This is a genomic window from Streptomyces sp. KMM 9044 (genome assembly GCF_024701375.2).
Taxonomy (GTDB): domain Bacteria; phylum Actinomycetota; class Actinomycetes; order Streptomycetales; family Streptomycetaceae; genus Streptomyces.
In genome coordinates, this window is sequence record NZ_CP113910.1 from 6,568,016 (window position 1) to 6,592,172 (window position 24,157).

Genomic DNA, 24,157 nt, shown 5'->3' on the forward strand with positions numbered 1-24,157 from the left:
GGGTGCCCGGCCGCTGCACACGGCCCCGCGCGGACACCCGTCCCATCACCGAAACCGCATACCATGGGGGCAGTCCATGACGAAGGAAGCGCAGCTTCGGGACTACCTCAAGCGGGTCACCCTCGATCTCCACAACACCCGCCGCAAGCTGAGGCAGTTGGAGACTCGCGAGCAGGAGCCCGTCGCCATCGTCGGCATGAGCTGCCGTCTGCCCGGCGATGTGCGCACCCCCGACGAGTTCTGGGACCTGCTGGTCTCCGGGACCGACGCGGTGACGGACTGGCCCGCCGACCGCGGCTGGCCCACGGCACCAGGGACACCGGCCGGCACCGGGGGCGGGCGCCACCGCGGCGGCTTCGTGCACGACGCGGACCGCTTCGACCCCGCCTTCTTCGGGATCTCCCCGCGCGAGGCCCTCGCCATGGACCCCCAGCAGCGCCTGCTGCTCGAAGTGGTCTGGGAGGCCTTCGAACGCGCCGGTATCGACCCCCTCACGCTGCGCGGCAGCCGCTCCGGCGTCTTCGTCGGATGCAGCGACCAGGGCCACACCTCCGGCCTGCGCGACGTGCCCGACGACGTCCGGGGCCACCTGCTCACCGGCAACTCCATGTCCGTCCTCTCCGGCCGCGTCGCCTACGCCCTCGGCCTGGAGGGCCCCGCCGTCACCGTCGACACCGCCTGTTCCTCCTCCCTCGTCGCCCTGCACCTGGCCGCCCAGTCGCTGCGCTCCGGCGAGTGCTCCCTCGCGGTCGTCGGCGGCGTCACCGTCATGTCCAGCCCCGGCGCCTTCATCGAGTTCGACCGGCAGGGCGGCCTCGCCGGCGACGGCCGCTGCAAGGCGTTCGCCGACGACGCCGACGGCACCGGCTGGTCCGAGGGCGCCGGAACGATCGTCGTCGAACGGCTCTCCGACGCCCGCCGCAACGGCCACCGGGTACTCGCCGTCCTGCGCGGCAGCGCCGTCAACCAAGACGGTGCCTCCAACGGACTCACCGCCCCCAACGGACAGTCCCAGCAACGCGTCATTCTCGCCGCGCTCGCCAACGCCTCACTCGCCCCGCAGGACGTGGACGCCGTCGAGGCGCACGGCACCGGCACCAGCCTCGGTGACCCCATCGAGGCCCAGGCGCTCCTCGCCACCTACGGTCAGGGCCGTCCCGACGACCGTCCGCTGCTGCTCGGCTCCGCCAAGTCCAACATCGGCCACACCCAGGCGGCTGCGGGCGTCGTCGGTGTCATCAAGTCCGTCCTCGCCCTGCGCCACGGCGTCCTGCCGTCCACCCTGCACGCCGAACGCCCCTCCACCCACGTCGACTGGAGTGCCGGTCACGTCCGGCTGCTCACCGAGGCCGTCGACTGGCCCGGCTCCGACCACCCGCGCCGTGTCGGCGTCTCTGCCTTCGGTGTCTCCGGCACCAACGCCCACGCCATCATCGAACAGGCCCCCGAACCCGCCGGTGACGAGCCCGTCCCGGATGAGGCGCCGCGTGCCGCCCTCCCTGTGCTGCCCTGGCTCCTGTCCGCCCGCGACGAGGACTCCCTGCGAGCCCAGGCACACCGCCTGACCGCTCATGTGACCGAACACCCGGACACTGACCCCTACGACCTGGCCGCCTCCCTGGCCACCACCCGCACCGCCCACCCCCACCGCGCCGCCCTTCTCGGCGCCGACCGTGCCGAACTCGTCGCCGCGCTGGCCGCGTTGGCGGACGGCGACTCCGCCGCCCAGGTCACCACCGGTACCGCGGGTGAGGGCCGGACGGCGTTCCTGTTCTCGGGTCAGGGTGCGCAGCGTGCGGGGATGGGGCGGGAGTTGTACGAGGCGTTCCCCGTCTTCGCGGATGCTTTCGATGCGGTGTGCGCGCGTGTCGGCTCCGAGTTGCGGGATGTGGTGTTCGGTGATGACGCGGGGTTGTTGAATCGTACGGAGTGGACGCAGCCCGCGTTGTTCGCGGTCGAGGTGGCACTGTTCCGGCTGGTCGAGTCGTTCGGGGTGCGTGCGGATTTCGTCATCGGTCATTCGGTCGGTGAGATTGCCGCGGCGCATGTGGCGGGGGTGTTGTCGCTGGAGGACGCGTGCGCCTTGGTCACCGCAAGGGGCCGGCTGATGCAGGAACTGCCCTCCGGCGGGGCGATGGTGGCGGTGGAGGCCACCGAGGACGAGGTTCTCCCCTTGCTGGACCCGGCGCAGGTGTCGGTCGCGGCGGTGAACGGTCCGCGGTCGGTGGTGATCGCCGGTGTCGAGGCCGCCGTGAGCGAGGCCGCCGGGGTACTGAAGGCGCGGGGCCGACGTACCTCCCGCCTCCGGGTCTCGCACGCGTTCCACTCGCCGTTGATGGAGCCGATGCTCGGCGCGTTCCGTGAGGTGGCGGAGCGGATCACCTATGGAGCACCCGTCATCTCCGTCGTGTCGAATGTGACCGGACGTGTGGCCACCGACGGTGACCTGACGTCGGCCGAGTACTGGGTGCGTCACGTTCGTCAGGCGGTCCGGTTCGCCGACGGTGTGAGTGCTCTGGCGGCCGAGGGCGTGACGCGGTTCCTGGAGATCGGCCCCGACGGCACTCTCACCGCCCTCGCCCAGAACTGCCTGTCGGACGGGCTGTTCGTCCCGCTGCTCCGCAAGGACGGTACGGAGAGCGGGACCCTGGTGACGGCCCTCGCGCGCCTGCATCTGGGAGGTGGGGCGGTGGACTGGTCCGCCTTCCTCCCCGGGGCCCGCCCCGTCGAACTGCCCACCTACGCCTTCCGACGCGACCGCTACTGGTTGGAGCGCTCCTACGCGGAGGACGGCTCGGCCGTCGACGCCTCTGGTCCGTACCACCGCGCCGTCTGGCGCCCTGTCGTCGGCCTGCCCGAGGCGGCCCGGCTGTCCGGGCGCTGGCTCGTCCTGCGTCCCGTCTCCCTGCACGGCGACGACGGATGGGACGGCGCGCTGACGGCCGCCCTGCTCGACGCGGGCGCCGAGCTGGTCACGGTCGATCACCACCCTGGCGACGCCCGTGCCGAGTTCGCCCGGCGTATCGCCGCCACGGCCGGCGACGCCCCGCTCGCCGGCGTTCTCTCCCTGCTCGCACTGAATGGGCGAGAGGGCAGGGACGTGCCCGACGGCGTCGCCTCCACCGCCGCGCTCGTGCAGGCCCTCGGTGACGCCGGTGTCACGGCCCCGCTCTGGACACTCACCTGCGGAGCCGTCACCGCTGCGGAGGGCGATTCGGCGCCGGACCCGGACCAGGCCGCTGTCTGGGGCCTCGGCAGGGTCGCCGCTCTGGAGCACCCCGACCGCTGGGGCGGCCTGATCGACCTGCCGCACGCGCTTGACCGGCGGTCCACCACACGTCTCGTCAGCCTGCTCGCCGACGGCGCGACGGGCGGTCCGCGCGAGGACCAGGCCGCCGTCCGTGCCGGTGGACTCCTCGGCCGCCGCCTCGTTCCCGCGCCTGTGCAGTCCGAGGCGGCCTGGCGGCCCGCCGGAACGGTCCTGGTGACCGGCGGCACCGGTGCTCTCGGCGCCCGGGTGGCCCGCTGGGCGGCCCGGAACGGCGCCGCCCACCTGCTCCTGGTGAGCCGCACCGGTGCCCAGGACCCGGGCGCCGACGCCCTGCACGCCGAACTCCGCGAACTCGGCGCCCAAGTCACCTTCGGCGCACTCGACCTGACCGACCGTGAGGCGCTGCGGGCACTGCTCGACGCTCACCCGGTGGACGCCGTGGTCCACACGGCCGGAGTACTGCAGGACGGGGTCCTCGACGGGCTCACCCCGCGTGCGCTGCGCACCGTCTTCGCGGCGAAGGCCGCTGGGGCACGGAACCTGGACGAGCTGACCCGGGACCGTGACCTCTCCGCCTTCGTCCTGTTCTCCTCCTTCGCCGGCACCGTCGGCTCCGCCGGACAGGCCAACTACGCCGCCGCCAACGCCGTCCTCGATGCCCTCGCCGAGCGGCGCCGGGGCGAGGGGCTGCCGGCCACGTCGATCGCGTGGGGCCCGTGGGCGGGCGGCGGCATGGCAGCCGACACCGACGCCGAGGGCCGCCAGCAGCGCGGCGGCGTCGGCCTCCTCGACCCCGAGCAGGCGCTCGACGCGCTCGAGGCCTGCGCCACGGACGGTCCGGCCGCGGTCCTCGTCGCCGACATCGACTGGGCACGCTTCGGTCCCGCCTTCACCGCCGTCCGCCCCAGCCCGCTGCTCGCCGAGGTCTACCACGCTCCGGAAGCTCCTCGGACCACGGCCACAGCCACCACCGGACTGCGGGTCCGCCTGGCCGGCCTCACCCCCGAGGCCCGACAGCGTGAACTGCTCACCGAGGTCCGCACCCGGGCCGCCGCCGCACTCGGCTACGACGGTCCCGGGCAGGTGGGTGCTGAGCGGGCGTTCCGTGATCTGGGTGTGGATTCGTTGATCGCGGTGGAGTTGCGCAACGTCCTGGCGGCTGCCACAGGTGTCACTCTTCCGACGACGGTGGTCTTCGACCATCCCACTCCGCTGGCGCTGGCGGAGTTCTTGTACGGGGAGTTGTTCGGTGCGGACGGTGCCGCTGCGGCGGTGTCGGACGTGGCGGCCGTGGCGGTGCTGGACGAGCCGGTGGCGATCGTCGGTATGGCGTGTCGTTTCCCGGGTGGTGTGGAGTCGCCCGAGGATCTGTGGGCGATGCTGGCGGACGGCCGGGACGGCATCGGTGACTTCCCCACCGACCGTGGCTGGAACCTCGACCTCCTCTTCGCCCCGGATCCTGACAACCCCTACGCCAGCCACACCGCGCGAGGCGGCTTCCTCGACGGTGTCGGTGGTTTTGATGCGGAGTTCTTCGGGGTGTCGCCGCGTGAGGCGTTGGCGATGGATCCGCAGCAGCGGTTGTTGTTGGAGGCGTCGTGGCAGGCCGTGGAGCGGGCGGGTGTCGATCCTCGGTCGTTGCGTGGTTCGCGGGTGGGTGTGTTCGCGGGGACGAACGGTCAGGACTATCCGGCGTTGTTGAGCGTGTCGGAGGGCGACTTCGGCGGATACGTGGGCACCGGCAATGCGGCGAGTGTGGCCTCGGGCCGGGTGTCGTACGTGCTGGGCCTGGAGGGTCCGGCGGTGACCGTCGACACCGCGTGTTCGTCATCGCTGGTCGCCCTGCATCTTGCGGTGCAGTCGCTGCGCAGCGGGGAGTGCGATCTGGCATTGGCCGGGGGTGTGACGGTGATGTCGACCCCGGGTGCTTTCGTGGAGTTCAGTCGTCAGGGGGGTCTGGCGGGTGACGGTCGGTGCAAGGCGTTCGCGGATGCGGCGGACGGGACGGGGTGGGGTGAGGGTGCGGGTGTGCTGCTGGTGGAGCGGTTGTCGGATGCGCGCCGTCATGGGCGTCGGGTTCTTGCGGTGGTGCGTGGTTCGGCGGTCAATCAGGACGGTGCGTCGAACGGGCTGACGGCGCCGAACGGTCCGGCTCAGCAGCGGGTGATTCGTGCTGCGTTGGCGGGTGCGGGGGTGTCGGCGTCCGAGGTTGATGTGGTGGAGGCGCACGGTACGGGGACGCGGTTGGGTGATCCGATCGAGGCGCAGGCGTTGCTGGCGACGTACGGCCGGGAGCGGGTCGAGGGCCGGCCGTTGTGGCTGGGTTCGGTGAAGTCGAATGTGGGTCATACGCAGGCGGCTGCGGGTGTGGCCGGTGTGATCAAGATGGTTGAGGCGCTGCGGCACGGTGTGCTGCCGGCGACGTTGCATGCGGATGAGCCGTCGTCGCAAGTGGACTGGTCGTCGGGTGGGGTGCAGCTGCTGACCGGGCAGCGGCCGTGGCCCGAGGTGGAGCGTGCGCGTCGTGCGGGTGTGTCGTCGTTCGGTCTGAGCGGTACCAACGCCCACGTCATCCTCGAAGAGGCGCCTGCCGAGAGCGTCGAGCCGACAGAGCCGACAGAGAACGCCGGGCTGCCCGTGATCCCGTGGGTGCTGTCCGGTCGCAGCGCCGAGGCCCTGCGTTCCCAGGCCGCCCGCCTGTTGGACGTCGTAAGGTCCGCGCCCGAGGCCGACCCCATGGAGATCGCCTCGGCGCTCGCCACCACGCGCACCGCGTTCGAACACCGGGCCGTCGTCCGGGGCCGTGACCGTACCGAACTCGTCGCCGCGCTCGCCGCGTTGGCGGACGGCGAGCGGACCCCTCATGCCGTGAGCGGGATCGCGAGCGAGGGCCGGACGGCGTTCCTGTTCTCCGGTCAGGGTGCGCAGCGGCCCGGGATGGGCCGGGAGCTGTACGAGGCGTTCCCCGTTTTCGCGGAGGCCTTCGACGAGGTGTGCGCGCATGTCGGTTCCGGGTTGCGGGATGTGGTTCTCGGCGATGACGCGGAGCGGTTGAACCGCACCGAGTGGGCGCAGCCGGCGCTGTTCGCGATCGAGGTCGCTCTGTTCCGGCTGGTGGAGTCCTTCGGGGTGCGTGCGGACTTCGTGGTGGGGCATTCGATCGGTGAGATCGCCGCCGCGCAGGTGGCGGGGGTGTTGTCGCTGGAGGACGCGTGCGCCCTGGTGGTGGCGCGTGGCCGGCTGATGCAGGAACTGCCGTCGGGTGGGGTGATGGTGGCGGTGGAGGCCACCGAGGACGAGGTCGTCCCGCTGCTGGATGCGGCGCGGGTCTCGGTCGCGGCGGTGAACGGGCCGAGGGCGGTGGTGATCGCCGGAGTCGAGGCGGCCGTGAACGAGGTCGCCGAGGTGCTGAAGGCGCGGGGCCGACGTGTCTCGCGTCTGCGGGTGTCGCACGCGTTCCATTCCCCGCTGATGGAGCCGATGCTCGACGCCTTCCGTGAGGTGGCGGAGCGGATCACCTACGGAAGACCCGCCATCCCCGTCGTGTCGAACGTGACCGGACGCCTCGCCGCCGAGGGGGAGTTGGCGTCGGCCGAGTACTGGGTGCGGCATGTCCGTCAGGCGGTCCGTTTCGCCGACGGAGTGAGCGCCCTGGCGGCCGAGGGCGTGACCCGTTTCCTGGAGATCGGCCCCGACGGCACCCTCACCGCCCTCACCCGGACCGTGCTCGGTGACGTCGACGACGCGGTCTGCGTACCCGTCCAGCGCAAGGACCGGCCCGAGGCCGACGCGCTGACCGCCGCGCTGGCCGCACTGCACGCCGCCGGAGTACCGGTCGGCTGGAACACGGTGCTCGGCGCGGTGCGGCCCGCCTTCCCGCTTCCCACCTACGCCTTCCAGCGCACCTGGTACTGGCCCGAGCCACGGCGTGGTGTGACGGGGACGGGTACCGGTACGGCCTCCGTGGCGACGGCCGGGGAGGCCGCGTTCTGGCAGGCCGTGGACCGTGGTGACGCCGAAGAGCTGGCCGGCGTGCTGGACCTCGACGGCACCGAACTGGAGAGCGTCGTGCCCGCGTTGTCCGCGTGGCGGCGTGCCGAGGCGGAGCGGACCACCGCGGACGCCTGGCGCTATCGGGTCCGCTGGGAGCGGCTCGCACCGGCCGAGACCCGCACGGCCGACGGGCGGTGGCTGCTGCTGCAGGCCGACGCCGACGCCGGCTCCGTCCTCTCCGGCATCGAGGAGTTCCTGCCGGGACTCGAACGCGTGATCTGCACCGACCTCGGGCGCGCCGCCCTGGGCGAGGTGTTCGCCGCGGCCGTCGCCGACGGCGCGCCGATCGCCGGCGTGCTGTCCTGCCTGCCCGGTGTGAAGAGCGCCCTCACCCTCGTGCAGGCGTACGGCGACGCGGCGGTCGCCGCGCCGCTGTGGCTCGTGACCAGCGGTGCCGTCGCCGTGGGCGGCGGCACCGAGGCCGCCGTCGATCCACGACGGGCCGCCGTATGGGGACTGGGCCGGGTCGCCGCGCTCGAACACCCCGACGTGTGGGGCGGACTGCTCGACCTGCCCGTCCGGCCGGACCGACGCACCCTCGCGCGGACCGTCGCCGTGCTCGCCGCCGGCGACGAGGACCAGGTCGCCGTACGCGGAACCGACGCGTACGCCCGCCGTCTGACGCCCGCTCCCGCCCTCGGCGCCACCGGCGTGTGGGCGGCTCCGGAGCGCGTCCTGATCACGGGTGGCACCGGTGCTCTCGGGGCCCGCGTCGCCCACTGGGCCGTCGCCCGCGGTGCCCGGGAGCTGGTGCTGACCAGCCGTCGGGGTGCGGACGCGCCCGGCGCGGACGACCTGCGGGGCGAACTCGCCGGGCTGGGCGCACGGGTGACCGTCGCCGCCTGCGACATGGGGGACCGGGACACCGTGGCGCGGCTGCTGGCCGCACACCCCGTCGACGCCGTCGTGCACTGCGCGGGTGTCCTCGACGACGACGTGATCGCCTCGTACTCGCCCGACCGGCTCGCCGCCGTGCTGCGCGCCAAGGCGGACGCCGCCGACCACCTGGACGAACTGACCCGCGACAGCGGCCTGTCGGCGTTCGTGGTGTTCTCCTCCATCGCCGGCGTGTGGGGCAGCGGAGGGCAGGCCGGCTACGCCGCCGCCAACGCCCACCTGGACGCGCTCGTCGAGCGTCGGCGCGCTCGCGGCCTGACCGCCACCTCCGTCGCCTGGGGCCCGTGGGGCGGCACCGGCATGGCCGCCGACGAGGCCGCCCAGCACCTGCTGAACCGCCGCGGCCTGCGCCCGGTCGACCCCGACGCCGCGCTGACCGCGCTCGACCGTGCCCTGACCGCCCAGGACACCACCGTCGTCGTGGCCGACGTCGACTGGGCACTGTTCGCGTCCGCGTTCACCACCGGACGCCCCAGCCCCCTGCTCGCCGCCCTGCCCGGGGCGGCCGTCGAAGCGGCGGCCGACACCGCCGTCGACGCGGCCGGTGCCGCGCTGCGGGACAGGCTCGCCCCGCTCTCCACCGAGGAGCGCGAAGCCGACCTGCTCGACCTGGTGCGCCGCAGGGCCGCCGCCGCGCTCGGCCACACCGACCCGGCCGCCGTCGCCGTCGGCCGGGCCTTCCGCGAGATGGGCTTCGACTCGCTGACCGCGGTCGAACTGCGCAACGCCCTCACGGCCGAGACCGGCATCACCCTGCCCAGCACCCTCGTCTTCGACCACCCCACGCCGCTCGCCGTCGCCGCCCGCCTGCGGGACGAGCTGTACGGGGCCGAGCGGGAGCGGCAGGAAGCCCCGGTGCGGGCGACCGACACCGACCCCGTCGTCATCGTCGGCATGGGATGCCGGCTGCCCGGCGGCATCGACGGCCCGGACCAGTTGTGGGATCTCCTCGCGGCCGGCGGTGACGCCGTCGGAGCCTTCCCCGAGGACCGCGGCTGGGACCTGACGGGCCTGCTGGAGGCCAGCGACACCCTCTCCGGGGGCTTCCTGGCGCGGGCGTCCGCGTTCGACGCCGCGTTCTTCGGGATCAGCCCCCGCGAGGCCCGGGCCCTCGACCCGCAGCAGCGGCTCGTCCTGGAGACCTCCTGGGAGGCCCTGGAACACTCCGGGATCGCCCCCACCGCGCTGAAGGGCTCCCGCACCGGCGTCTTCGTCGGAGCCGGCAGCTCCGGCTACGCCACCGGTCTGACCGAGATTCCCGAGGGGCTCGGGGGACATCTGCTGACCGGTCAGGCGGGCAGCGTGATCTCCGGCCGGATCGCCTACTCCCTAGGCCTGGAAGGCCCGGCCGTCACCGTCGACACCGCCTGTTCCTCCTCCCTGGTGGCCCTGCACCTGGCCGCGCAGTCGCTGCGCGGCGGCGAGTGCGACCTGGCGCTCGTGGGCGGCGTCACCGTCATGGCGGACCCGGGCGCCTTCGTCGAGTTCAGCCTTCAGGGCGGCCTCGCGCCCGACGGCCGCTGCAAGGCGTTCTCCGACGACGCCGACGGCACCGGCTGGGCTGAGGGCGTCGGCGTACTCGTCGTGGAGCGGCTCTCCGACGCCCGCCGAGCCGGTCACCGCGTGCTGGCCGTGGTGGAGGGCACGGCCGTCAACCAGGACGGCGCCTCCAACGGCCTGACCGCCCCCAACGGCCCCTCCCAGCAGCGTGTCATCCGGCAGGCGCTGGCCTTCGCAGGGCTCTCCCCCCGGGACGTCGACGTGGTGGAGGCGCACGGCACCGGCACCACCCTCGGCGACCCCGTCGAGGCGCAGGCGCTGCTCGCGGCATACGGTCAGGAGCGGCCCGAGGACCGGCCGCTGTGGCTCGGCTCGGTCAAGTCCAACCTGGGGCACACCCAGGCCGCGGCCGGAGCCGTCGGCATCATCAAGATGATCCTCGCCCTGCGCAACGACACCCTTCCGCGCACCCTGCACGCCGGGCAGCCCTCGTCCCGCGTCGACTGGGACAGCGGGCGGATCCGACTGCTGCACGAGGCCGTCGCCTGGCCCGCCGGTGAGAACGTCCGCCGCGCCGGGGTCTCCGCGTTCGGCGTCTCCGGCACCAACGCCCACGTCATCCTCGCCGAACCGCCCGCGACGCCGGACGCGTCCACCACGCCCACCCGCGGACGCGGGGACACCGACCGCGCCGCCCTGCCCTGGCTGCTCGCCGCGCGCAGCGCGCCCGCCCTGCGCGACCAGGCCGGCCGGCTCCTCGCCCACCTCGAACAGCACAGCGGCCTGGACGCCGCCGACGTCGCGCACGCTCTCGCGTTCACCCGCGCCCAGCTGGAGCACCGCACCGCCGTCACCGGCACCGGCCGCGACGCCCTGCTGGCCGGACTCCGCGCGCTCGCCGACGGCCGGACACACCCCGCCGTCGTCACCGGAAGCACCCTCACCACGGGCGGGACCGCGTTCCTGTTCGCCGGCCAGGGCACCCAGCGTCCCGGCATGGGCCACGGCCTGTACCAGGCGTTCCCCGCGTATGCCGACGCCTTCGACGCCGTCTGCGGCCACTTCGAGGGACTGCTGCCGCGCCCGCTCGCCGAGGTCGTGCACGGGGACGACGCCGACGCCCTGAACCACACCGAGTACGCCCAGCCCGCCCTGTTCGCCGCCGAGGTCGCCCTCTTCCGGCTCCTGGAGTCGTTCGGGGTGCGCCCCACCCACCTGCTCGGCCACTCCGTCGGCGAGATCGCCGCCGCCCACGTGGCCGGGGTGCTCACCCTGCCCGACGCCTGCCGCCTGGTCGCCGCCCGCGGCCGGCTGATGCAGAACCTGCCCGAGGGCGGCGCGATGATCGCCCTGCAGGCGGCCGAGGACGAAGTGCTGCCGCTGCTCGCCGGACGCGGGGACGTCCTCGGCGTGGCCGCCGTCAACGGCCCCCGCTCCGTGGTCGTCTCCGGTGACGAGGACGCCGCGCTCGCTGTCGCCGCGCACTTCGCCGCACAGGGCCGCAAGACCACCCGTCTGCGGGTCAGCCACGCCTTCCACTCCCCGCGCATGGAGCCGATGCTCGACGACTTCCGGGCCGTCGCCGTCGCCGTCGAGTACGCCGAGCCGCGCATCCCGGTCGTCTCCGACCTCACCGGCCGCCTCGCCGGGCCCGGCGACCTCACCGACCCGGAATACTGGGTACGGCACGTGCGGCACGCCGTACGGTTCGCCGACGGCGTCACCGCTCTGGAGGAACGCGGCGTCGTCCGCCTCCTCGAACTCGGCCCCGACACCACCCTGACCGCCCTCGCCCAGGGCGGCTGGCAGGGCACCGCCCCGCTCGCCGTGCCCACCCTGCGCGACGACCGCGACGACCGCGACGAGGCGGAGACGCTGCTGGCCGCCGTCGGCGCCCTGCACGCCCACGGCGCACCCGTCGACTGGCACGCCGTGCTCGCCACCACCGCACCCGGCGCCCGCCCTGTGGACCTGCCCACGTACGCCTTCCAGCACCACCCCTACTGGATCGAGACCACCCCCTCCGCGGGTGATCCGGCCGCCGCCGGACTCATCGCCGCCGGTCATCCGCTGCTCGGCGCGGTCGTCCCGTCCGCCGTCGACGACACCCTGCTGCTCACCGGTCGCCTCACCGCCCGCACCACGGGCTGGCTCGCCGCGCACCGCCTCGGCGGCACGGCCGTCGTCCCGAGCACCGCCTTCCTCGAACTCGCCCTCGCCGCCGGCGCACACGCCGGCCGCCCGCAGATCCGCGAACTCGTCCTGGAACGCCCGCTGGCCCTGCCCGAGTACGACGGAGTCGCCCTGCAACTGCGCGTCGAGGCACCCGACGCCCGCGGCGACCGTGCCTTCGCCGTGCACGCACGCCCCACGGCCGACGCCGGCGCCGAGTGGACCCGGCACGCCGCCGGCGTCCTCACCGCCGAGACCGGACCGGACCCGGCCCACGACCTCGCGGCCTGGCCGCCGCCGGGTGCGGAGGAACTCGCCACCGACGGCCTCTACGTTCGCCTGCGTGAGGCCGGACTCGACTACGGGCCCGTCTTCCAGGGCTTTGTGGCCGCCTGGCGGGACGACACCGCCGTGTACGCCGAGGTCGCGCTCCCCGAGTCCGCCTCCGCCGACGCCGCCCGCCACGACCTGCACCCGGCGCTCCTGGACGCCGCCCTGCACCCGCTGGGCCTCGGCGCGTTCGACGGCCTCGGCGATGGGCGCATGCTGTTCTCCGCCGGCCAGGTCCGGCTGTTCGCCACCGGCGCCACCACCCTGCGCGTCCGTCTGGAGCGCACCGGCCCCGACACCCTCGCCCTCACCGCCGCCGACGCGGTCGGCGAACCCGTCCTGGCCATCGGCTCCCTGCTGCTGCGCCCGGTGCCCCGCGCATCCCTCACGCCCGCCACCGCACCGGTGCCCGGCGGGGAGAGCGCCCCGGCCACCGAGCAGGTCCGCCGCCGCGCCGCCCGCACCCAGCCGCCCGGCAGCCTCCTGGAACGCCTGGCCGGCCGGCCCGCCGCCGAACGCGAACGCTCCCTGCTCACCACCGTCCGCGACCGTGTCGCCGCCGTGCTCGGACACGCCGGCCCCGACGACGTCGAACCGGCCCGGCCCTTCACCGACCTCGGCCTCACCTCGCTGACCGCGGTCGAACTGCGCAACGGGCTCAGTGCCGCCCTCGGCGTCACCCTGCCCGCCACCCTCGTCTTCGACCACCCGACCCCGGCCGTACTCGCCCGGCACCTCGCCGACGACCTGTTCGGCACCGCCGGCGACGGCACCCCCGTCGCCGCCCGCCGCGCCGTCGACGACGACCCGATCGCCATCGTCGGTATGGCCTGCCGCTACCCTGGCGGCATTGCCGGACCCGAGGACCTGTGGGACCTGGTACGCGCCGGAGCCGACGGCATCTCGCCGCTGCCCACCGACCGCAACTGGAGCCCCGAGCGGCTCTACCACCCCGACCCCGACCATCCCGGCACCGTCTACACCCGGGAAGGCGGCTTCCTGCACGACGCCAGCCGCTTCGACCCCGCGTTCTTCAGCATCTCGCCCCGCGAGGCCCTCGCCATGGACCCCCAGCAGCGCCTGCTCCTGGAGGTCTCCTGGGAGGCCCTGGAACGCGCGGGTGTCGACCCGGCCGTGGCCCGCGGCTCCGCCACGGGCGTCTTCGCCGGCGTCACCTACCAGGACTACGTGACGATCCTCGCGGCCTCCGACGACAACTTCGAGGGCTACGTCGGCACCGGCAACTCGCCCAGCGTCCTGTCCGGCCGCATCTCCTACGCGCTCGGCCTGGAGGGCCCGGCCGTCTCCGTCGACACCGCCTGCTCCTCCTCCCTCGTCGCCCTGCACCTCGCCGCGCAGTCCCTGCGCCAGGGCGAGTGCGACCTCGCCCTGGCCGGCGGAGTCACCGTGATGTCGACGCCGGGCTCCCTCATCGAGTTCAGCCGGCAGCGCGCCCTCGCCGAGGACGGCCGCTGCAAGCCCTTTTCCGCGGACGCCGACGGCGCCAGCTGGGCCGAGGGCGTCGGTGTGATCGTCCTCGAACGGCTCTCCGACGCCCGCCGGGGCGGCCACCAGGTACTCGCCGTCATCCGCGGCTCCGCCCTCAACCAGGACGGCGCCTCCAACGGACTGACCGCCCCCAACGGCCCCTCCCAGCAGCGCGTCATCCGGCAGGCCCTCGCCACCGCCGGACTCGCCCCGCAGGACGTGGACGTCGTCGAGGCGCACGGCACCGGCACCACCCTCGGCGACCCCATCGAGGCCCAGGCCCTCCTCGCCGCCTACGGCCAGGACCGCGCCGAGGACCGGCCGCTGTGGCTCGGCTCCCTGAAGTCCAACATCGGGCACAGCCAGGCCGCCGCCGGCGTCGGCGGCGTCATCAAGATGGTGATGGCCCTGCGCGAAGGCGTCCTGCCCCGCACCCTGTACGCCGACAACCCCACCCCGCACGTCGACTGGACCGCCGGACATGTCCGCCTGCTCACCGAGGAACGCCCCTGGCCCGACACCGGCCGCGCACACCGCGCCGGAGTCTCCTCCTTCGGCATGAGCGGAACCAACGCCCACGTCATCGTCGAACAGGCCCCCGACATCCCCGACCGGACCGCCACGCGGGCCGCGCTGCCCGCCGTACCCGTGCTGCTCTCCGCCCGCACCCCCGCCGCGCTGCGCGCCCAGGCCGCCCGGCTCCGCGCCCACCTGCGCGCCCGGCCCGGCACCCCGCTCACCGACCTCGCCTACACCCTCGCGGTCGGCCGGGCCGCCCTCACCCACCGGGCCGCCTTCCTCGCCGACGACGTCCCCCGCCTCGACGAGGCCCTGGCCGCGCTCGCCGCCGACGGACCGCTCACCGCGCCCGCCCTGGTCGCCGACGCCGTGCCGGGCGGCGCCGAACCTGTCCTCGTCTTCCCCGGACAGGGCGCCCAGTGGGCCGGCATGGCCCGCGAACTCCTCGCGGGGTCACCCGTGTTCGCCGACTGGATCGACCGCTGCGAACGGGCACTCGCCCCGCACGTCGACTGGTCGCTGACCGCCGTGCTGCGCGGCGACGCCGACGCCGCCGACCTCGCCCGCGTCGACGTCGTACAGCCCGCCCTGTGGGCCGTCATGGTCGCCACCGCCGCCCTGTGGCGCGCCCACGGCGTACGCCCGGCGGCCGTCGTCGGCCACTCCCAGGGCGAGATCGCCGCCGCCTGCGCCGCCGGAGCTCTCAGCCTGGACGACGGCGCCCGCGTCGTCGCCCTGCGCAGCCGCGCCATCACCCGCATCGCCGGAACCGGCGGCATGATGTCCGTGCCGCTGTCCGCCGAGGACACCCGCGCCCGCATGGAGCCCTGGGCGGACCGCCTGGCCGTCGCCGCCGTCAACGGGCCCGCCACCGTCGTCGTCTCCGGCGAGGCCGAGGCCCTGGACGAACTGCACGCCGCCCTCACCGCGGACGGCGTCCGCGCCCGCAAGGTCGACGTCGACTACGGGTCGCACTCCGCGCAGGTCGAGGCCATCCGGGACACCGTCCTCGACGCCCTGGACGGCATCACCCCGCGCGACGCGGAGATCCCCTTCCGCTCCTCCCTCACCGGCGACTGGCAGGACACCACCGGGCTCGACGCCACCTACTGGTACACCAACCTGCGGGAGACCGTCCGCTTCGAGGAGGCCGTACAAGGCCTGATCGCCGCCGGGCACCGCACCTTCATCGAGGTCGGCCCGCACCCCGTGCTCGCCGTCGGGCTGCGCGACACCCTCGACGCGGCCGGTGTGGACGGTGCCGTCCTCGGTTCCCTCCGCCGCGACCAGGGCGACCTCGGTCAGTTCCTCACCGCGCTCGCCGAAGCCCACGCGCACGGCGTCGACGTCGACTTCGAGACCGTCTTCGGCGGCACCGGCGCCGTCCGCACCGACCTGCCCACCTACCCGTTCGAGCACCAGCGTTACTGGCCCACCCTCCGCGAGACCGCCGCGGCCGGTCACGCCGACGGCGCGCCCGACGCGGACTCCGTCGAGGCCCGTTTCTGGGAGACCGTCGAGCAGGAGGACCTGCAGAGCCTCAGCGACGCCCTCGACCTGGCCGCCGACGCCCCCCTCAGCAGCGTCCTGCCCGCCCTGTCGAACTGGCGGCGCACCCAGCGCGAACGCGCCACCACCGACGCGTGGCGCTACCGCGTCTCGTTCAGCCCCCTCACCCCGGGCCCGGCCACCCTCACCGGCACCTGGCTGCTCCTCGCCCCCGCCGACACCACCGGGCACGCCCGCATCGCCGACGCCGTCGCCGACGCACTCTCCGCGGGCGGCGCACGCACCGTCCGGCTGATCACCGTGCCCGACGGTGTCCCCGACCGGGCCGCCCTCGCCGGCCTGCTCACCACCGCCGAGGACGCCGCACGCCCCGCCGGTGTGCTCTCCCTCCTCGCCCTGGACACCCGCGCCCACCCCGACCACCCGGCCGTCCCCGTCGGGCTCGCCGGCACCCTCGCCCTGGTCCAGGCCCTCGGTGACCTCGGCATCGACGCCCCCCTGTGGTGCGCCACCCGCGGCGCCGTCGCCGTCTCCGGCGCCGACCCCGCGCCGGACCCCGCCCAGGCCCTCGTCTGGGGCTTCGGCCGGGTCGCCGCCCTGGAGCACTCCGACCGCTGGGGCGGCCTCATCGACCTGCCCGCCGACCTCGACGCCCGCAGCGCCACCCGCCTCGCCACCGTTCTCGCCGACCCCGGCCACGAGGACCAGATCGCGCTGCGCGCCACCGGCGCCCACGGCCGCCGCCTGGTCCACGCCCCCGGCGCCGACGTCCCCGCCGAGCCTTGGCGTCCCCGCGGCACGGTCCTCGTCACCGGTGGCACCGGCGCCCTCGGCGGCCACGTCGCCCGCTGGCTCGCCGACCGCGGCGCCACCCACCTGGTGCTGGCCGGCCGCCGCGGCGCCGACGCGCCCGGCGCCACCGGCCTGCGCGACGAACTGGCCGCCCGCGGCGTCGACGTCACCCTCGCCGCCTGCGACGTGTCCGACCGCGCCGCCCTCGCCGGGCTGCTCGCGGACGTGCCCGCCGACCGGCCCCTCGACGCGGTGTTCCACGCGGCCGGGTCCCTCGACGACGGCGTGATCGACTCGCTCACTCCCGGCCGCATGGACCCCGTCCTGCGTGGCAAGGCCACCGCCGCCCGTGCCCTGCACGAGCTGACCCGTGACCTCGACCTCTCCGCCTTCGTGCTGTTCTCCTCCACGGCGGGCGTCCTCAGCGGCGCGGGCCTCGGCAACTACGCCCCCGGCAACGCCTACCTCGACGCCCTCGCCGCCGAGCGCCGAGCCGCCGGACTGCCCGCCACCGCCGTCTCCTGGGGACTGTGGGCCGACGGCGGCATGGTCGGCGACGCGGCCGGCGACCGCATGCGGCGCCACGGAGTCCACCCCATGGACACCGCCGCCGCCTGCGAGGCCCTCGGCCACGCCCTCGACCTCGGCGACACCCACGTCGTCGTCACCGACCTGCGCTGGGACACCTACGCCCCGTCCTTCACCGCGCCCCGTCCCAGCCACCTGCTGGACGAACTGCCCGCCGCCCGCCGGGCGCTGGACACGGCGCGCCAGGACAGCGCACCCGCCACCGCCGACGCCTCCTCGCTCCACACCCACCTGGCCGCCCTGCCCGACTACGAACGGACCGGAGCCGTCCTGGAGATCGTGCGCGGCCATGTCGCGGGCGTCCTCGGCTACCCCGCCGCCGACGCCGTCGAACCGGAACGCCCCTTCACCGACCTGGGCATCGACTCGCTCAGCGCCGTCGAACTGCGCAACGGCATGAACCGCATCACCGGCCTGCGCCTGCCCAGCACCCTCGTCTTCGACCACCCGAACTGCCGCGCCCTCGCCGACTTCCTGCTGGCCGAGGTCGCCGCCGACACCGTGCCCGCCACCCCGGACGACACCCCACGCCGCTCCGCCGCCATCGACGACGACGTCGCCATCGTCGCCATGGGCTGCCGCTTCCCCGGCGACATCCGCACCCCCGAACAACTGTGGCGGATGCTCCTGGAAGGCGAGGAGGGCCTGGTGCCCTTCCCCCAGGACCGCGGCTGGGACCTCGACGCCCTGTACGACCCCGACCCCGGCAAGGTCGGCACCGTCTACACCCGGACCGGTGGATTCCTCAGTGACGCGGGCGGGTTCGACCCGGCGTTCTTCAACATCTCGCCCCGCGAAGCCGTCGCCATGGATCCGCAGCAGCGTCTGCTGCTGGAGATGGCCTGGGAGACGTTCGAGCGGGCGGGCATCGACCCGAGTGCGCTGCGCGGCAGCCGCACCGGAGTCTTCGCCGGCACCAACGGGCAGGACTACACCGGCATGCTCGCCGCCTCCGGCGAGGACTTCGAGGGCTACATGCTGACCGGCAACGCCGCCAGCGTCGTCTCCGGCCGGTTGTCGTACACCTTCGGTCTGGAAGGACCGGCGGTCACCGTCGACACGGCCTGCTCCGCCTCCCTGGTGGCCCTCCACCTGGCCGCGCAGTCGCTGCGCAGCGGCGAGTGCGACCTCGCCCTCGCCGGCGGTGTCACCGTCATGGCCTCACCCGGTCTGTTCGTGGACTTCAGTCGTCAGCGGGGTCTGGCGGCGGACGGTCGGTGCAAGGCGTTCGCTGATGCGGCGGACGGGACGGGGTTCTCGGAGGGTGGTGGTCTGCTGCTGGTGGAGCGGTTGTCGGACGCGCGGCGTCTTGGGCATCCGGTGCTGGCGGTGGTGCGTGGTTCGGCGGTGAATCAGGACGGTGCGTCCAACGGTTTGAGTGCGCCGAACGGTCCGGCTCAGCAGCGGGTGATCCGTGCGGCTCTGGTGGATGCGGGGGTGTCGGCGTCCGAGGTTGATGTGGTGGAGGCGCACGGGACCGGTACCACGCTGGGTGATCCGATCGAGGCGCAGGCGTTGTTGGCCACGTACGGCCGGGAGCGGGATGCCGAGAGGCCGTTGTGGCTGGGGTCGGTGAAGTCGAATGTGGGTCATACGCAGGCGGGTGCGGGTGTCGCGGGTGTGATGAAGATGGTGCTGGCGATGCGGCACGGGGTGTTGCCTGCGACGTTGCATGTGGATGCGCCGTCGTCGCATGTCGACTGGTCGTCGGGTGGGGTGGAGTTGCTGACCCGGGCGCGTGAGTGGCCGGAGTCGGTGGAGCGTCCGCGTCGTGCGGGTGTGTCGTCGTTCGGTATCAGTGGGACGAACGCGCATGTGGTGCTGGAGTCCGTCCCCGGAGAGCCGGTGGCGGAGGAGTCGCGCGGGGTGCCGGGTGGTGGTCCGGTGCCGTGGGTGGTCAGTGCCCGCAGCCGGGACGCCCTGCGCGCCCAGGCCGCACAACTCCTCGACCACATCGGTGAGTTCACCGACTTCACCCCCGCGGACCTCGGCCTCTCCCTCACCGCGACCCGCGCCGCGTTCGAGCACCGAGCCGTCGTACTCGGCGCCGACCGCGCCGCGCTGACCGACGGGCTGCGGCTGGTCGCCACGGGCGAGACCGGCCCGCACACGATCACCGGCGTCCAACGCGGTGAAGGGAAGACCGCCTTCCTCTTCTCCGGTCAGGGGGCCCAGCGCCCGGGGATGGGCCGTGGCCTGTACGAGGCCTTCCCCGTCTTCGCGGACGCCTTCGACGCGGTCTGCGCCCATCTCGGCGACGACCTGCGCGGCCTCGTGTTCGGCGACGACGCCGAGCGGCTGAACCGCACCGAGCACGCCCAGCCCGCCCTCTTCGCCTTCGAGGTCGCCCTCTACCGTCTGCTGGAATCCTGGGGCCTACGGCCCGACTTCGTCGCCGGGCACTCCGTCGGCGAGATCGCCGCCGCCCACATCGCCGGCGTGTTCTCCCTGGACGACGCCTGCGCCCTGGTCGCCGCCCGCGGCCGACTGATGCAGGAACTGCCGCCCGGCGGCGCCATGTTCGCCGTGGAGGCGGCCGAGGACGACGTACGGCCGCTGCTGGAGGGCCACCCGGACGCGGGCATCGCCGCCGTCAACGGGCCCCGCTCCGTGGTGGTCTCCGGCGCCGAGGACGTGGTCGCCGGCATCGCCGCGCGGCTCGCCGCCGACGGGCGCCGCACCACCAGGCTGCGGGTCAGCCACGCCTTCCACTCACCGCTCATGGAACCCATGCTCGACGCCTTCCGCGAGGTCGCCGCGAGCATCTCCTACGCTCCGCCGCGCATGGCCGTCGTCTCCGACGTCACCGGCTGCGGCGCCGCCCCCGGCGAACTGGAGGACCCGGAGTACTGGGTGCGGCACGTGCGGGAGGCGGTCCGCTTCGCGGACGGCGTCGGCTGGCTCGCCGCGCACGGCGTCAGCCGGTTCGTGGAGGTCGGCCCCGACGGCACCCTGACCGCCATGGCGCAGAGCTGCCCGACGGACGACGAGAACACCCTGTTCGTGCCGTCGCTGCGCAAGGACCGCGACGAGCGCGAGACGCTCCTGGACGCCGTCGCCCGAGCCTTCGCCCACGGCATGTCCGTGGAGTGGCCCCGCCTCTTCGACGGCACCGGCGCCCGCACCGCCCAGCTGCCCACCTATCCCTTCCAGCGCCGCCGGTACTGGCCGAAGCCGCCCGTGCTGCTCGGCGACGTCACCGCCGCGGGCCTCGGCACCAGCGGTCACCCGCTGCTCGGCGCGGCCGTGGAACTGGCCGACGGCGCCACCCACGTGTTCACCGGCCGGTTCTCGCTGGGTTCCCACTCCTGGCTGAAGGACCACGCCCTCACCAGCACCGCCCTGTTCCCGGCGACCGGCTTCCTCGACCTGGCCCTGCACGCGGGCGCCCGCACCGGCTGCGAGCAGGTCGCCGAGCTGACGATCCTGGCCCCGCTCACCCTGCCCGCGCACGGCGGGGTGCAGGTCCAGGTCCGCGTCGAGGAACCCGACGCCACCGGGGCCCGCCCGCTGACCGTGCACGGCCGCCCCGACGACGCCGAACCCGGCACCCCGTGGACCCTGCACGTCGGCGGTCTGCTCACGGCCGCCGACGAAACGGCGGCCACCCCCTACGACTTCACCGCCTGGCCGCCCGAGGGCGGCGAGGAAGTGCCGCTCGACGGTTTCTACGAGGCGTTCGCCGACCGCGGCCACCTCTACGGCCCGCTGTTCCAGGGACTGACCCGGGTCTGGACACGTGGCGAGGAAGTCTTCGCCGAGGTCGAGCTGCCTGCCGACGCCGCCCCCGCGGCCGACGCCTTCGACCTGCACCCGGCACTGCTCGACGCCGCCCTGCACGCGGTGATGTTCGTGCCGATGAAGGACGCCGGACGGCTGCCCTTCTCCTGGAGCGACGTGCGCCTCGACGCCGTCGGGGCGTCCGCGCTGCGGCTGCGGATGGTCCAGGAGGGCCCGGAGGCCGTCGGCCTCGCCCTCGCCGACCAGGCGGGCCGGCCGGTCGCCTCCGTCGGCTCGCTCACCCTGCGCGAACTCAGCGGCGACCTCGCCGGCTCCACCTTCGGCGCGCCCGGCACCCGGGGCCTGTACGAACTGGACTGGCTGCCGGTCACCCCCGGCGGCACCGGCACGCCCGCCCCGTCGACGGTGACGGTCGTCGGCGCGGACGAGGCCGACGAACTGGCCGCCGCCCTGCGCGCCGCCGGGCACACCGCGCGGTCCGTGCCCGGCCTGGACGCCCTGGCGGACGCCGACGAGGTGCCCGACACCCTCCTGTACGCCGTGCCGCTCGTGGCCGCGACGGGCGAGGGGACCCTGGGCGGCACCCTCGCCGACGCGGCCCGAACCACCGCCGGCGAGGTGCTGGCCCTCCTCCAGCGGTGGCTGGACGACCCGGCGTTCGCGCACGCCCGGCTCGCCGTCGTGACACGCGGCGCCGTCCCGGTCGGCCCCCGGCCGGCGGACCCGGCGCAGGCGGCGGTCTGGGGCCTGGTGCGGGCCGCCCGCACCGAGAACCCCGGCCGGTTCGTCCTCGCCGACACCGACGGCACCGACGCCTCCACGGCGGCGCTGCCCGCCGCACTCGACGACACCGCGTTCGAACTCGCCGTACAGGACGGCACGGTGACCGTGCCGCACATCGTGCCGCTCGACGCCGGCCGGGCCCTCGCCGCGCCGGCCGGCACGGACACCTGGCGGCTCGCGGTGGAGAGGCAGGGCACGCTGGAGGGGCTGCGGCTCGCGCCCTGCCCGGAGGTCACCGCCCCGCTCGCCCCGAACGAGGTGCGCCTCTCCCTGCGCGCGGCCGGCGTCAACTTCCGCGACGTCCTCACCACGCTCGGCATGTACCCCGGTGACGCCACCGGGATCGGCCTGGAGGGCGCGGGCGTCGTCACCGAGGTCGGCGCCGACGTCACCGGCCTCGCCCCCGGCGACCGGGTGATGGGCATGTTCGCCGGAGCCTTCGGGCCCGTCGCCGTCGCCGACGCCCGCATGGTCGCGCGGATCCCGAAGGGCTGGAGCTTCGCGGAGGCCGCCACCGTCCCGATCGTGTACCTCACCGCGTACTACGCGCTGGTCGACCTCGGCGGGCTGAAGCCCGGCGAGAACGTCCTCGTGCACGCCGCGGCCGGAGGCGTCGGATCGGCCGCCGTACAGCTCGCCCGCCACCTCGGCGCCGAGGTCCACGGGACCGCGTCGCCCGCCAAGTGGGGCGCACTGCGGGCCGCGGGTCTCGACGACGACCGCCTCGCCTCCTCCCGCGACCTCGGCTTCGAGCAACGGCTGCGCGAGGCGACCGCGGGCCGCGGCTTCGACGTCGTCCTCGACTCCCTGGCCCGGGAGTTCGTGGACGCCTCGCTGCGGCTGCTGCCGCGCGGCGGCCGGTTCCTGGAGATGGGCAAGACCGACGTCCGCGACCCCGCCCGGGTCGCCGCCGAGCACCCGGGCGTCGACTACCGCGCCTTCGACCTGGTCGAGGCCGGGCCCGACCGGATCGGCGAGATGCTCGCCGTCCTCGTGGACCTCTTCGAACGCGGCGTCCTCAAGCCGCTGCCGATGGCCGTGTGGGACGTGCGCCGCGCACCCGAGGCGTTCCGCTTCCTCAGCCAGGCCCGGCACATCGGCAAGGTCGTCCTGACCCTGCCGGCCGCGCCGGACCCCGCGGGCACCGTGCTGCTCACCGGCGGGCTCGGCGGGCTCGGCCGGATCACCGCCCGCCATCTCGTCGCCGAGCACGGCGTACGGCATCTGCTGATCGCCGGGCGGCGTGGCCCCGACACGCCGCAGGCGGCCGCACTGCGCGCCGAACTCGCCGCCCTGGGCGCCGAGGTCACCGTCGCCGCCTGCGACATCGCCGACCCCACCGCGCTCGCCTCGCTCCTCGCGGGCATCCCCGCCGACCGGCCGCTGACCGCCGTGGTGCACTCCGCCGGCGTCCTCGCGGACGGTGTGCTGTCCTCGATGTCACCCCAGCGGCTCGCCGAGGCGTTGCGGCCGAAGGCCGACGCGGTGGCCGCCCTGCACGACCTCACCCGCGACCTCGACCTCGCCCGGTTCGTGGTCTTCTCCTCGGTCGCCGGAACCTTCGGCGGCGCCGGACAGGCCAACTACTCGGCCGCCAACGCGTTCCTGGACGCCTTCGCCCACCACCGGCGCGCCCAGGGCCTGCCCGCGGTGTCCCTCGCCTGGGGCACCTGGCTGCCGGACGCCGGCATGACCGGGGAACTCAGCGATGCCGACCGCGAACGCCACGCCCGTACCGGCATGGTGCCGCTCGACGCCGGCCAGGGCATGCGCCTGCTGGACGCCGCCGCGGACTCCGACCGGGCCGCGCTGCTGCCGATGGACATCGACCCGGCCGCCCTGCGCGAACACCACGACGTCCTGCCGGTGCTGCTGCGCGGCCTGGTACGCACCCCCGCCCGACGCCGGGCCGGCACCGCCGCGGGACCGGCGCCCTCCGCGACGGCACCGCAGCCGCTCGCCCAACGGCTGGCACCGTTGTCCGCCGCCGATCGCGAGTACCTGCTCCTGGACGTGGTCGCCGAACAGGCCGCGGCCGTCCTCGGACACGGCTCGGCCGCCGACATCGACCCCGAGCAGACCTTCAAGGAACTCGGCTTCGACTCCCTGACCGCGGTCGAGCTGCGCAACCGGCTCGGCGCGGCCACCGGCCTGCGGCTGCCCGCCACCCTGGTCTTCGACTACCCGACCGCCCTCGCCCAGGTCCGGTACCTGCTGGGCGAGCTGTCCCTGCCGGAACCTCCCGGCGCCACGCAGTCCCTGCTCGGCGAGATGGACCGCCTGGAGAGCGCACTGCTCGGCTCGGACGTGGCCGGCGAGGACCGGGAGAAGGTCTCCGCCCGGCTGCGTGAGCTGCTCTCCCGCTGGCAGGGCGAGCCCGTCGCCCCGGCCGGCACCCCCGCTGGACAGGCCGACACCCTCGCAGGACAGGACGACGAGGAACTGGCCCTGGCCGAGACCGCGGGCGACCTCTTCGACCTGATCGACCGAGAGCTGGGGGACGCGTGAGCACCC

1 protein-coding gene is annotated in these 24,157 nt (G+C 74.6%); it reads left to right on the forward strand.

The window, feature by feature from the left end; genetic code table 11:
- Positions 1-76 precede the first annotated feature (76 nt).
- Complete coding sequence (locus HUV60_RS29560; RefSeq protein ID WP_269441251.1) at positions 77-24,151, forward strand: type I polyketide synthase; 24,075 nt, start codon at positions 77-79, stop codon at positions 24,149-24,151.
- Positions 24,152-24,157 lie beyond the last annotated feature (6 nt).